This is a genomic window from Trichocoleus sp. FACHB-262 (genome assembly GCF_014696035.1).
Classification (GTDB): Bacteria; Cyanobacteriota; Cyanobacteriia; order FACHB-46; family FACHB-46; genus Trichocoleus.
This window is the reverse complement of sequence record NZ_JACJPK010000085.1, coordinates 1-13,342: the sequence shown is the minus strand read 5'-3', so window position 1 is coordinate 13,342 and position 13,342 is coordinate 1. Positions and strand designations below refer to the sequence as shown.

Annotated in this window: 11 protein-coding genes and 1 pseudogene; 10 read left to right on the top strand and 2 right to left on the bottom strand. The window is 49.2% G+C overall.

Features of this window, described 5'->3' with window-relative positions:
* Window positions 1-33: 33 nt before the first annotated feature.
* The 7 genes from H6F68_RS16755 to H6F68_RS16725 all read left to right on the top strand — a co-directional run bounded on the left by H6F68_RS16755 (window position 34) and on the right by H6F68_RS16725 (window position 7,207).
* Window positions 34-2,244 carry a molybdopterin oxidoreductase family protein gene (locus H6F68_RS16755; RefSeq protein ID WP_190560732.1) on the top strand — a complete coding sequence of 737 codons (2,211 nt, stop codon included), beginning with the start codon at window positions 34-36 and terminating at the stop codon, window positions 2,242-2,244.
* A complete protein-coding gene (locus H6F68_RS16750) occupies window positions 2,148-2,729 on the top strand; it encodes a phosphate-starvation-inducible PsiE family protein (RefSeq protein ID WP_313930182.1) in 582 nt (193 codons plus the stop codon). The genes H6F68_RS16755 and H6F68_RS16750 overlap by 97 nt, the downstream gene beginning before the upstream one ends.
* 197 nt (window positions 2,730-2,926) lie before the next feature.
* On the top strand, window positions 2,927-3,379 hold the full coding sequence (locus H6F68_RS16745) for a nitrate reductase associated protein (RefSeq protein WP_190560730.1): 453 nt from the start codon (window positions 2,927-2,929) through the stop codon (window positions 3,377-3,379).
* 78 nt (window positions 3,380-3,457) lie between these two features.
* A complete protein-coding gene (locus tag H6F68_RS16740) occupies window positions 3,458-4,009 on the top strand; it encodes an HD domain-containing protein (protein WP_190560728.1) in 552 nt (183 codons plus the stop codon).
* Window positions 4,010-4,146: 137 nt separating this feature from the next.
* Window positions 4,147-5,628 (top strand): cell wall metabolism sensor histidine kinase WalK, encoded by a 1,482-nt coding sequence (locus H6F68_RS16735; RefSeq protein ID WP_190560726.1) that lies wholly within the window; start codon window positions 4,147-4,149, stop codon window positions 5,626-5,628.
* A complete protein-coding gene (locus tag H6F68_RS16730; protein ID WP_190560724.1) occupies window positions 5,625-6,308 on the top strand; it encodes a response regulator transcription factor in 684 nt (227 codons plus the stop codon). Before H6F68_RS16735 ends, H6F68_RS16730 begins: the two co-directional genes overlap by 4 nt.
* Window positions 6,309-6,367: 59 nt before the next feature.
* Entirely contained in the window at window positions 6,368-7,207 is an 840-nt protein-coding gene (locus H6F68_RS16725) for a metallophosphoesterase (RefSeq protein ID WP_190560722.1), read from the top strand.
* Between the two features lie 92 nt (window positions 7,208-7,299).
* Here H6F68_RS16725 and H6F68_RS16720 read toward each other — a convergent pair whose 3' ends face one another.
* On the bottom strand, window positions 7,300-8,109 hold the full coding sequence (locus H6F68_RS16720; protein WP_190560720.1) for a hypothetical protein: 810 nt from the start codon (window positions 8,107-8,109) through the stop codon (window positions 7,300-7,302).
* Between the two features lie 213 nt (window positions 8,110-8,322).
* On the opposite strand from H6F68_RS16720, the gene H6F68_RS16715 reads away from it, so the two are divergent.
* The 3 genes from H6F68_RS16715 to H6F68_RS16705 all read left to right on the top strand — a co-directional run bounded on the left by H6F68_RS16715 (window position 8,323) and on the right by H6F68_RS16705 (window position 12,946).
* Window positions 8,323-9,129, top strand: coding sequence for an MOSC domain-containing protein (locus H6F68_RS16715; RefSeq protein ID WP_190560718.1), 807 nt, complete (start codon window positions 8,323-8,325; stop codon window positions 9,127-9,129).
* Window positions 9,130-9,305: 176 nt separating this feature from the next.
* Window positions 9,306-11,510: a GAF domain-containing protein gene (locus H6F68_RS16710; protein WP_190560716.1), complete on the top strand. Its 2,205-nt coding sequence runs from the start codon at window positions 9,306-9,308 to the stop codon at window positions 11,508-11,510.
* Window positions 11,511-11,809: 299 nt separating this feature from the next.
* On the top strand, window positions 11,810-12,946 hold the full coding sequence (locus tag H6F68_RS16705) for a hypothetical protein (protein WP_199300136.1): 1,137 nt from the start codon (window positions 11,810-11,812) through the stop codon (window positions 12,944-12,946).
* 259 nt (window positions 12,947-13,205) lie between these two features.
* On the opposite strand, the pseudogene H6F68_RS16700 reads toward H6F68_RS16705, so the two are convergent.
* Window positions 13,206-13,342, bottom strand: a pseudogene (locus tag H6F68_RS16700) (IS1 family transposase); the annotation flags it as partial.

Sequence of the window (13,342 nt, the reverse complement as noted above, 5' to 3'; positions counted from 1 at the left end):
CCTTAGACGTACGGTTACCAATAGACGACAGTTATGACTGACTCGACTAAAACTCTCTGTCCTTACTGCGGTGTTGGCTGTGGCTTAGAAGTGCTGCCACCCGCGCAGCCTGGTAAGCCGATTAACAGAGATAGTGCTGGTACACCCATTTGGCAAGTCCGGGGCGATCGCGCTCATCCTTCTAGCCAAGGAATGGTCTGCGTCAAGGGAGCCACGATCGCAGAATCGTTGAATAAAGATCGCCTGCTCTACCCCATGCTGCGGGATACTTTAACCCAGCCGTTTCGCCGCATCACCTGGGAAGAAGCTTATGACTGCATCGTGCAGCGCATGCAAACCGTCCGGTATACGCAAGGGCCAGAAGCGATCTGCATGTACGGTTCTGGTCAATTCCAAACCGAGGACTACTATACGGCACAAAAACTGCTGAAGGGGTGTCTCGGCACCAACAACTTTGATGCCAATTCGCGTCTTTGCATGTCTTCAGCGGTCTCTGGTTACATTCAAAGCTTCGGGGCCGATGGTCCTCCCTGCTGCTACGACGATCTAGAACTGGCCGATTGCGCGTTTCTGATTGGAACTAACACTGCCGAATGTCATCCCATCATTTTTAATCGCCTGCGGAAGTACCACAAGCAAAACCGCCACGTCAAAATGATTGTGGTCGATCCGCGCGAAACCGCCACCGCCCAAGCCGCAGATCTCCATTTAGCTATTCGTCCTGGCACTGATATCGACTTAATGAACGGCATGGCTCACTTGCTGATGCGGTGGGGCCACTTTGATGTCAGCTTTATCGATGAATGCACTGCTAACTTCCCGGCCTTTGCTCAGGTCATGCAAGATTACACGCCGGAGATGACGGCGCAGCGCTGTGGCATTGCCGTGGAAGATTTAGAAACCGCGGCTCGTTACTGGGGGGAATCTGAGCGAGTACTTTCCCTCTGGTCGATGGGAGTCAACCAATCTAGCGAAGGTACGGCTAAAGTCCGAACCCTGATCAACCTGCACCTGATGACAGGGCAAATCGGCAAGCCCGGAGCAGGGCCATTTTCTCTAACTGGTCAACCCAATGCGATGGGGGGCCGAGAGGCAGGTGGCTTAGCTCACTTGCTTCCAGGCTACCGCGTGGTGCAAAATCCCCAGCACCGAGCGGAACTGGAGCAGTTTTGGGGCCTTAAGCCTGGGCAGATTTCTCCGCATCCAGGTCGGACGGCTTGGGAAATGATCACCGGGCTAGAGCAGGGAGATGTGGGTGTACTGTGGATTGCTGCCACCAATCCTGCGGTGAGTATGCCTGACTTGGAGCGCACCAAAGCCGCGCTGAAGCGATCGCCCTTCACCATTTACCAAGATGCCTACTTCCCCACGGAAACAGCTGAGTATGCTCATCTACTTTTACCAGCAGCCCAGTGGGGTGAAAAAACTGGAGTGATGACCAACTCGGAGCGACGAGTCACCCTTTGTCAGGCGTTTCGCGATCGCCCGGGTGAAGCAAAAGCGGATTGGGAAATCTTTGCGGAAGTGGGACGGCGCTTAGGATTTGCTCAACAGTTTGCCTTTACGACTTCTGCGGAAGTCTACGCTGAATTTGCTCAAGTTACTCGCGATCGCCCTTGCGAAATGACGGGACTGAGCCACGAACGCCTACGAGTTAAAGGCCCGGCTCAGTGGCCTTGTCGAGACTCGGGTCAGGTCAAGCTTGGAGAACCTGCCAGACTCTATCAAGAGCTTCGATTCCACACTCCCGATGGGCGGGCGCGTTTTGGGGCTTACCATTCTCGCGGTTTAGCCGAACGGCCTGACCCAGAATATCCTTTGGTGCTGACGACAGGCCGCCTTTACGGTCACTGGCACACCCAGACTCGCACCGGACGAATTGAGAAAACGCGGCAAATGCACCCTAATCCTTTTCTAGAAATTCATCCTCGTGATGCGTCTGAATTGGGCTTACAGGACAAAGATTGGGTGGAGGTGCGATCGCGGCGGGGTTTAGCCCGTTTTCCGGTCACGGTAACGAAGGCGATCGCACCTGGGACGGTGTTTGTGCCGATGCATTGGGGCTTTTTGTGGGCTGACCAGGCCGAAGCGAATGCCCTGACGCATCCAGAGTGTTGCCCCGATTCTAAACAGCCAGAGTTGAAAGCTTGCGCGGTGCAATTGGTGCCGATCAAAGCGGGTATGAGTCCTCAAGAGAATTTGCATCCCGCCGCGCGATCGAGTATTCTCGCACCATCTTCTTAATCTGGCTGAGCGCTGTAAAGATGCGATCGCTGAAAAAAGTCACCAGACAATGTGCCGATGCTGGCAGCAATGAGAACTTTCTCAGGTTCCTGGGTGGGGCTGAGGCATTAGTTTCTAGAGCTTTGTCGATTGCTATGGTGGTGGTTTTAGCCGTAGCAGTGATTGATTTGGTGAGATTTCTGATTTTAGAGATCTTTTCTGAGCCTTTTGGGTTATTTAGCACCACGCTGATTGAGATCTTTGGGCTATTTCTCAATATCTTGATTGCGCTAGAGATTCTGGAAAATATTGCGGCTTATCTGCGCAAGCATGTGGTGCAAGTGGAACTGGTGGTGGTGACTTCGCTGATTGCGGTGGCGCGTAAAATTATTATTTTGGATTTTGAGAAGACGACGGGGGTGGAGTTGATTGGTTTGGCGATCGCGATTTTCTCTCTCTCTATTAGTTATTGGGTGGTTCGTCATGTGAATGCTAAGGAGCACTAAATTTACGAAATCCGAACCTTGGGGGCACTCGCCCCCAAACCCCCGCTGAGGGACGGTTGCGTCCCCCAGACCCCCTCCAAACGAGTTTAACTATCAGCATTTCGAGCCTCTCTACCTCGTAGCTTCTATTCTTTAAATCCTGGCTCCTCATTCTCGGCTTTTTTGTCTCCTTCATCCCTCCTCTACTCCCCTCCCTCATGTCTGATTTTTTTCAGTTTGAAGCTGATTTTGTTGAGTCTCTCCGTTGTATTCCCATGCAGGTGCGCTACAAGCTGGATACTTGTGGTGTGAAGTTGAAGTTGCAACATTGGCATCAGTTTACGCAAGGGGAGCGGCAATCTTTGGTAGATCTCCCTTGTCTGATGGAGGCGGAGGTTGTGAGTTATCGGGAGCATTTGCAGCGGATAGTTATGGAGCATACGGGTCACGCTGCGAGTGATTTGCCGATTGAGGCCTGCCCTGTTTGGATGGATGAAACTGCAATTCCGGCGAGTGTGCAGGAGAAGGCTACGGAAACTGGGGTAGGGTTGACGCTGGAGCAATGGCGATCGCTCTTACCGCTGCAACGCTTTGTGCTGCTCAAACTTAGTCGGTCGGGTCACGAAAACAGCAATTTTTTGCCAGCCATGCAGGAGTTCCAGTTGGTCTGACAAAAACTCCGCGAAATTACTCAGAGCTAAATCAGTCTTGTAGTTCATAGACTAAAGGTACTGACGTGGAGCAGTTCTATGGAATCGCAACAAGCTGGGTTGATCTGGCAAGCTTTAGATTTTGCGGCGCGTAAGCATCGAGACCAACGACGCAAAGATTTAGAGGCTTCTCCTTACATTAATCACCCAATTAGTTTGGTGAATTTGTTGTGGAATACCGGAGGAGTCACAGATCCAGCGGTAATTATGGCAGCACTACTCCATGACACGGTTGAGGACACTGCAACAACTTTTGCAGAGTTGGCTCAGGAGTTTGGCGAGGAAGTGCAGCAGTTGGTCAAAGAGGTGACAGATGACAAATCTCTACCCAAACCAGAGCGAAAACAACAGCAAGTTGAGCATGCAGCGCATTTAAGTGACAAGGCAAAGTTGGTGAAACTGGCTGACAAAATCTCTAATTTGCGAGATATTATTGCCTCACCTCCGGCGGACTGGTCTCGCGATCGCCAGCGCGAATATTTTGTCTGGGCAAAGCAAGTGGTGGATCAGATGCGAGGTAACCATGCTCCGTTAGAAGCTGTATTTGATCAGGTTTATCAACAAGGTATCAGTCAATTGAGCGATCGCTAAAGCATCTAACTTTCTCAGGAAAAACTAATATTTGGTTTAGAGCCACATCATCTTTTTAAGTTTTACTTTTACTTGATTGTGAAGTAAAAAAATAGGTTTGAGTAGACAAAATTGAATCTTCACCAATAGCTAGTTGAATGAATCTCATTGGCGATTTGCTCACAAAAATTACTCAAAACAAGGGGCGAATCGATCCATTTTCGCTACAATTTCGGCTCACGGTTGGCATTATAGGGGCATCAGTTCTCAGTTTTGGTGGGGTGGCCATCTGGACAACCTGGACGACCTACCAAATTCTGATTGATTCTCACAAACAAAATATTATCTATCTCACCGATCGCTTGCCGCGTGATGTGGAACTTTACAGCGAAATGATTCCGGTAGACATTGGGTTGCGACGGGCAATCAACAACGTCACTAGTCCGAATCTGCTCATTTGGGCCAGGGCACCGGATGGCAGTGTTTTAGCGCAAGCCGAAACTTTGAAAACGGAGCGGGCCAGCCAAATTGTAGCGGCAGTGGATTCTCTGCCCTGGCTGCCGACTAAACCCCAAAGTTCTTGGATTAATGGCTCTTATTTGTTGCTCAGTAGCGAGCCTTTAGCCATTAACGGCACTCGCATCGGCAAACTCTATATTGCTCAAGATATTACCCGGGATCAAGCTCGGTTTTTGGGCTTGATTCGCAGCTTAAGCTTAGTCAATTTGCTAGCAATTCTGGCGTTGGCAATGGCGATCGCGTCTTATATTCGGCGATCGCTACAACCTTTGCGAGAGATGAGCCAGATGACTCAAGTTATTTCGGTGGATGACTTAGGACAAGCACAATTGCAACTCGATAGTGCCCCTAGCGAAGTCACTGATTTAGCGCAGACTTTCAATACGATGTTGTCTCGCTTGTCTGACTCTTGGACACAACAGCGAGAATTCGTCAGCAATGTTTCTCACGAATTACGCACGCCGCTGACTATTGTGCATGGCTATCTGCAAAGTATGCAGCGCCGTAGCCAGAACTTAACAGAAGCTCAGCAGGAAGCCCTGGATATTGCTGCGGTCGAAACCGAGCGCATTATTCGGTTGTTGCAAGATCTCCTCGATCTCGCCAGAGCCGACAGCGGCTATTTGCATCTCTCCTGGGAACCGATTGATTTAGCTGCACTGTTGCGCGAAGTAGCTAGCATGGCCGACCCATTCAGTAGTCATACCATTCAAGTTGAAATTGAGCGCCTTGATGCCCACGGTTCTGGGGCAGAATCGATTCATGTCAAAGCCGATCGCAGCCGTTTGCGCCAAGTGTTGATCAATTTGATCGATAACGCGGTTAAATATTCTGAACCTCACACCCCTGTAACTTTACGCTTGCATCAGTTTGATGAGTTTGTCGCTCTCCAAGTCAGCGATCGCGGCTGCGGTATTGATCTCCCCCACCAAACCCGCATCTTTGAGCGCTTCTACCGCGTGGATGAAGCTCGTTCTCGCTCGACTGGAGGCAGTGGCCTAGGGCTGTCGATTGTGAAAACCTTGATCGAAGGCATGGGAGGCAGCATTACGGTGCGCTCCAAACTAGGGGAGGGCAGCGTCTTTACGGTCACTCTACCCAATCCCTCTGTAAAACTATGACCGCCCCTCCAGCCCACATCCTAGTGGTTGAAGACGAAGTGAAGTTGGCTCGATTTATTGAGCTGGAGCTGAGCTATGAAGGCTATCAGGTGAGTCTGGCGCACGATGGCTTCGTAGGGCTGACCACAGCCCGAGATGCCAAGCCAGATTTAATTATTCTCGACTGGATGCTACCTGGTTTGTCAGGTTTGGAAGTTTGTCGTCGCCTCCGCACCACAGGCGATAAAGTTCCGGTGGTGCTCCTCACGGCCAAGGATGAAGTTAGCGATCGCGTGGCAGGGCTAGACGCAGGAGCCGATGATTATGTCGTCAAGCCGTTCAGTATTGAAGAACTGCTAGCGCGGGTCCGAGCGCACCTGCGACGAGTGCAAGAAACTGAACCAGAAGTTTTACAGTTCACAGATCTCAGCTTGAATCGCCAAACTCGCGAAGTCTTCCGGGGCGATCGCGCTATTGAACTTACTGCGAAAGAATTTGATCTGCTAGATTTCCTCATGGTTCACCCGCGCCAAGTAATTACCCGCGATCGCATTTTGGAGCAAGTTTGGGGCTACGACTTTATGGGCGACTCCAACATTATTGAAGTCTATATTCGCTATCTCCGCCTCAAACTCGAAGCCAACCAAGAAAAACGCCTGATTCAAACCGTGCGGGGGGTAGGTTACGTCTTGCGTGACTGAGTATATTTGCAGACCCAAAATGCTAGGCTGAGGCCAGTGAAGTCAGCCATCCTGAAGCCATGCACAGACTCCTGACTGGACCGTTAAGCGTTGATCCTGTGACTGTTGCGATCGCTGGGCTCCCTCGGGCTCTGCACAATACAAAGCTCGTGCAGTTTTCTGATTTTCACTACGATGGCCTGCGGCTCTCAGACGATTTACTCATCCAGGCGATCGCCGCTAGCAATGCCTTGGAGCCAGATTTAATTTTGCTGACCGGGGACTATGTCACGGATGAGCCAGAACCGATTTATGATCTGGTGCGGCATCTAAAGCAATTACGCAGCCGCTTAGGCATCTTGGCAGTTTTAGGCAACCACGATCTGCACGAAGATCACTCTCAAGCTGAAGTCACGGCTGCCCTCACCAGTATTGGCACTCAGGTTTTGTGGAATCAAGTGGCTTACCCCTTGGGCAGCGATTTGGCCTTTGTGGGTTTAGCCGATTTTTGGTCAGGAGAGTTTACCCCCACTCCAGTCCTCAGCGAGCTAGATCCCGCTCTGCCCCGGATTGTTCTTTCCCATAACCCGGATACGGCCCAAATTCTGCAAAAGTGGCGGGTAGATTTGCAACTTTCTGGCCACACTCACGGCGGTCAAGTCGTCATCCCTGGTTTTGGCACAATTTCCAAATTGTACGAAGATGTTTTCTACAGCATTCCTAAAACGATCCGCAGCGCCATTCCGTCTATGAGAAAACATTGCCACCGAGTGGTGCAGCATTGGGAATGGGCTAGCGGCTTACATCAAGTCGGAGATAATTTACTTTACGTCAACCGGGGTCTCGGCACTTATCTCCCTGGGCGGCTCTTTTGTCCACCGGAAGTCACTGCGATTACCCTCGTTTGCCAGGACTCGTGAGGACGTCATGAGCTATTATCCTGGAGTTGGCTGCCCGCTCAGGTCGTTTATCCTAAATCAGCAGGGCGATCTAATATTAGACAACGGTTGAGCTAGCGGCAATACGCTTCAGCGCTCTGAGTAGAACGAACTGTTACCTGGGCTCCCTGGCGAACCACAAATTCGCTTAAGCCCACCTGAGCGGGGTGATTTGGCTTAACCCGTTGCCAATCCGATTGACTGCCCCAGTCATAGGTGTATCCCAGTTGGGTCCAGGGATAAGACTTACCCGTAGCGGGGTAGCGACTGGCAAACTGAGCGCTAAACCACTCCTGATAACTCGGCGGGGTTGTGACAAACTCATTCAGCGGAAATTCTAAGGTTGCCTCGCGATCGCTAATGTCAGGGTCAGGCGTGGGACGAAACAGGTGTCTCGGTTCTACCCACAATTCCACGATGGATCGAGACTGGTTCGCTGCATCTGGAGGCAATCCCAACAGTTGGTTGAGCCGATAGGCTAGGGAGACTTCCTGAGTAGGACGGTAGGTTTTGCAGAAATTTTGTAAATCGGGAGCCGCTGTGACCCAAAGGTCGAGAGGCAAACGCATCAAACCACCCACTCGGCTGGTGTACCCAGGATAAGTGGTCCACACTGTCACTAAAACGCGGCTTCGATCCCAAACTAAAGCAGGGTTGTACCAAACAATGGGTGTGAGGTTGCGGTAAATTTCCTGCGGCTCTGCTAACTTGGCATCCTCGATCGCCTCCACATAGGCGGGCGGCAACGGTAATTGGTTGGCGGGTTTGCTACTCCCCTGAGCTAAAGTAGGAATTCCTAGAAGGGTTTCTGTGAGGCTGACCAGCAAAACCGCCCAGGAAAGAATGGCATATTTGTGGCGATCGCGGGTTTGATGCATACTCATGCATCTAAAAGTACCTGCCTAGCTCTAAACCTACGGAGTCCGGGTTGAAAAATTTACAACTGGACCAGAAACAAAAAACCCCCAGCCGAAGCCAGGGATTGAATTCAGGGTGCATCTACCATTCCTTTCTTCTCAGAAGGCAGGGCTGTATCCGGAATAAATGGCAGGATTAGAAATGAAATTTTGATCTAAGAGCGATCGCACAACAGATAGATGAGCACCATAGAAGTCACCCACCTGTTTACCTATTTCATCAAAGGGCTAACCCCTCATGCTGGCGATCGCGTCTCGCTCCAAGCAGGCCACGGCATTCCAGGCGATCGCGGCTTTGCCCTGATGTATGCCGATGCAGCCTCAGTGGAGTCAGAAGCCGAAGTGCCGTGGATGAGGAAAAACAATTTTGCCATGCAGGCTGACTGGCCTGGTTTAGCCAGCTTAACTTGTGAGTATGACCCAGGCACCAGCCAGTTAATGGTGAAGCAGCAAGGGGTAGAGTTATTAGCTGAAGTGACTAACACACCCAAAGGGCGCGATCGCATTGGCGCTTTTTTTACCGGATACTTAGCGGCGCTGCAACCCACTGCCACCGCTCGCCATCCCGAAAAAGCACCTTTGCGTTTAGTCGGAGACGGCAACAGCACCCGCTACCCTGACCGAGATCCTGTCCATATTTCGCTGATCAACCAAGCCAGCTTAGAAGATTTAGGTCAGAAGTTAGGACATGCCGTTGATCCGCGCCGCTTTCGACCCAACGTTATGCTCACAGGCATTCCTGCTTGGGAGGAATTGAACTGGGTAGGCAAAACTTTTCAACTGGGTACTGCTCAAGTGGCAATCGCAGCCCCAATCAACCGTTGTGTCAATGTCGATGTCAATCCAGATACAGGCACCCAAGACTGCTCAATTTTTGCGGCCTTGCAACCCACTTTGGGTCATCGCCAAACTGGAGTCCTAGCTACGGTGATCCAAGGCGGTACAGTTGCGATCGGCGATCGCTTAATCGAAGTGACATCCTCTTAATTGCGGACTTTCTTGCTGGGGTGGCCGATGTAGAATCCGCGCTTTTGCCCTATAGAGAACCTTGAACAGTGGGCATACTAGGGCAGATTATAAACAAAAACTTTATTCACTAGAAGTTCACTACAAAGCTTCTATTCACCCCCAATGCAGTCTGCCCCAGACTAGAAGTGCCCAGCATGAGTTCTGTCTCTCCAGATGCTCCTCTAATTCTCATTGTCGATGACAATAAAACGGCGCGATCGCTGTTACGAGAAACCATGGAGGAAGAAGGATACCGAGTCGCCGAAGCGCGAGACGGAGAGCAGTGTTTAACGATTTATGCTCGCCTCCGCCCAGACATTGTCTTGCTCGATGCCATCATGCCTGTGATGGATGGCTTCACCTGTTGCCGCCAGCTCAAAACATTACCAGGAGGCGATCGTACCCCTCTATTGGTGATCACCGGACTAGATGACCAAGCTTCGGTTGATCAAGCCTTTGCCGCAGGAGCTACGGACTACATCACCAAACCAATCCATTGGGCCGTGTTACGGCAACGGGTGCGGCGGTTGCTTCAAGCCAGCAAAGCGATGGTAGAACTGCACCAACAAACCGAGTGGGAACACTTGATGGGGGTGATTTCGCAACGCATTCGGCAATCGCTCAATTTAGAAGATATCCTCAACACTACAGTTGTCGAGGTACGACAGTTTCTTCAGACCGATCGCGTCAGCGTTTATCGTTTCGAACCAGACTGGAGCGGCACGATCGCAGTCGAATCGGTTGGAAGCGAATGGCCCTCTGTATTGGGCAAGAATACGAAAGATCCTTGCTTCGCCCTCACCTACATTACGCAGTACAAGCAGGGCCATGTGCGAGCAGTCGAGGATATTTACACCGCCGGGATTGCGCCTTGTCACATTAACTTGTTAGCTCAATTTAACGTCCGCGCCAACTTAGTTGTGCCGATCTTGCAGGGAGACCAACTGTGGGGACTACTCCTGGCTCATCATTGCTCTGGTCCCCGGCGCTGGCAACCTTCCGAAATCAAGTTGGTGGAACGACTCACAACCCAAGTAGCGATCGCGATTCAGCAATCAGAGCTTTACCAACAGGTCCAACATCTCAACGCCGACTTAGAATGCCAGGTGCAGGAGCGCACGACTCAATTGCAGCGAGCGCTGGAGTATGAAGCGATGCTGAAACGGATTACCGATAAAGTTCGTGACAGCCTGGATGAGAGCCAAATCCTTGAAACGGCAATAGCAGAACTGGTTAATGTGTTGGAAGTTTCTTGCTGTGGTACCAGCCTTTATGGGGGAGAGCAGCTCTGCGCCAAGATTCCTCACGAGTACATGATGCCTAATACGGTAGGCTGCCGCTTAGTGCCAAAAGCAGTTGAATTTCCCGAAATTTATCAGCAACTTCACCAAGGACAGTATTCGCAGTTTTGCGAAATTATCCCAGCTTCCGGTCGAGGCCGCTTGGCGATGTTGGCTTGCCCAATTTTTGACGACCAAGGTGTGATTGGCGATTTGTGGCTGTTTAAAGAAAAGTATGCCGTTTTCAATGAACTGGAAATTCGCTTGGTACTTCAAGTAACAAATCAGTGCGCGATCGCCATTCGCCAAGCTCGGCTTTACCAATCTTCCCAAGCTCAAGTAGAAGCGCTCGAAAAGCTGAATCGCCTTAAGGATGAATTTCTCAGCACGGTTTCCCATGAGTTACGAACCCCAATGGCCAGCATGAAAATGGCAACTCACATGCTGGAATTATCTTTAGAAAAAGAGCGCATCCAGTACGCCTCTAAACCTCAACCGGAAGGCAGCAAAACGACTCGTTATCTAAAAATTCTCAAAGATGAATGTGAGCGAGAAATTAATTTAATTGATGATTTGCTTGATCTGCAACGGCTGGATGCAGGCAATCAATCCTTAGAGTTAGGGGTAATTAATTTGCACAATTGGCTACCTGTAATCATTGAGCCTTTTGTAGAACAAGCCAACAATTTACAGCAAAAGCTCCAACTCCAGCTTCCTGATCAATTACCTTTTCTCATATCTGATGCTTCACATCTAGAGCGCATTTTAGCCGAGTTGCTCAGTAATGCCTGTAAATACACCCCTGCTCAGGAACATATTACCGTCTCGGCTACTGCTCAACCAAAAACTTTGCAGTTGAGTATCAGTAATTCTGGTGTAGAAATTCCGCCAAACGAACAAACCCGGATTTTTGACAAGTTCTACCGTATCCCCAATTCTGACCCTTGGAAACAGGCAGGAACCGGATTAGGCTTAGCTTTAGTTCGTAAATTAGTCACACATTTAGGCGGCTCAATTCAAGTTCAAAGTACTGGTAATTTAACCAGCTTCATCATCGAATTACCACTAAGTCGCCATTAAGAAAAGCTGGCTATCTCTAACTTTTGCAATATTAGAAATCATCTTTTATCTAAGAATTCTGGGAATCCTGTATCTAAGAATTCTGGGAATCCTGAATTAGGATTTGAACAAAATCCGCTGTAGTCTCTTGGAAGAAGATAATGGACCCCCTTACAGTAACATTTGCCATCGCAGCACCTATTGCAAAGGGACTGGCTAGCGGAATTTATGAGCGATATGGGGGTGTTATTCGAGACACAGCAACGAAGCAAGTTGTAACTTGGCTACGAGAATATGCCCCAGGCTCTGTTAAAGAGAACTTGCCAACTCCTTCTGACCCAAGCAGTTTTATTAATCTTGTTGTTTCAGGGGTTAATACAACTGCTACGGGGGCTAATGTAGCTATTACTAGTAAAGGTTTTTCTGATGTTAACCAACATTTAGGTGGAATTGAACAACAGATTAGTGGTCTCCAGCACGTAATACAACATGCTCAGGGGATCTTGCAAGTTACTTCTGCTGCTAGCATACTCAACCTTGGCATTTCAGTCATGGGTTTTGCTGTAATATCGAAACAACTTCGGGAACTAGAAGATCGCTTACAACAAGCTCAAGAACTTTTAATCAAAGTTGATCGCAAAATTGATCTAGGTTTCTATGCTAACTTTCGTGCTGCACTTGACATGGCAATGAATGCCTTCACGATGAGCAAGCCAGAAAACCGTGAACGTAGTGCAATGGCAGCAATCAACCGATTCTTAGAAGCAGAGCATATTTATGCTGACTACACCGACCAAGAGCTTAAATTAGACAGTCAAATTGCTGATGAGTATCTCTTGACGCTCTCACTCGCATATATCACTGAAGCTCGTTGCTACCTAGAATTAGAGGAACCAGAGACAGCCTTACGCCGATTTCAAGAAGGATCAAAAGTAATTCGTTCTCGTATTAAACAATATGTGGATTTACTGCTCACTTCTAACCCAGCAGTTTATTTGCAACCTCAGTTCAAAGAAACAATTGACCTGCGAAGATTGACTAAAATTTACCAATGGATTGATCCTAACTTAGATGAATCTGCTGTATTTGAACTGCAACGTGAAAACTTATTTAGTCTCGGCAGGACCTTTAATCCAGCTAGCAGCGCTTGGGTAAAATCTCTTCCACCAGCAATTTTATCTCGTGTTGAAGTTCAAGGAGGATGGTTTGGTCCTAGTGAAGAGGAGCTAAAGAAAGAAGCCGATAAGCGTCTTCCTCAAATTTTGGAAGTTATAGAATCGATGGTTGAAACGAACCGTCGATTTGAATCCTATCAATCAGAAATTGAGGCGATCGCTCAACTAGGGATGAGTTTTCAGGAATGGCTGCAACTAAAACCATCAGAAGCGCAACCCCAAGGAGCCGAACTGATGTATATCACGCCATCCGAACCACTGGAATTCGTTAGCTTACATTGAGGCGATCGCTCAAGTCGTCCACTCTAAAGAAACTCCCACACGGCTATCTTTGACAAAGCGGGAGTTTTATTTTTGAATGCTGGTAGCCACACGAAATATAACGCTCTGGCAATCAATGAATCCTGTCATCTTCAAAGATTATTGGAAAAGAGAAGCCACCAATGGAAAATAGAGCGATCGAAACATTAGAAGAAAAACTACGGCACGCCATGCTTACCAGTGATGTTTCTACACTGGGCGTTGCTGAATAGGTAATGATTTAAGCTGAGAGAGGAATTGTCCGATACTTCAAATAATGCAGCAGCAACCGAAGTGAACACTTCAACATCTCAACTGATTTGGAGTAGCACAAGGTCTTCCGGTGCAATCGTGCTAAATAATGCCTCAGTCGGGTAT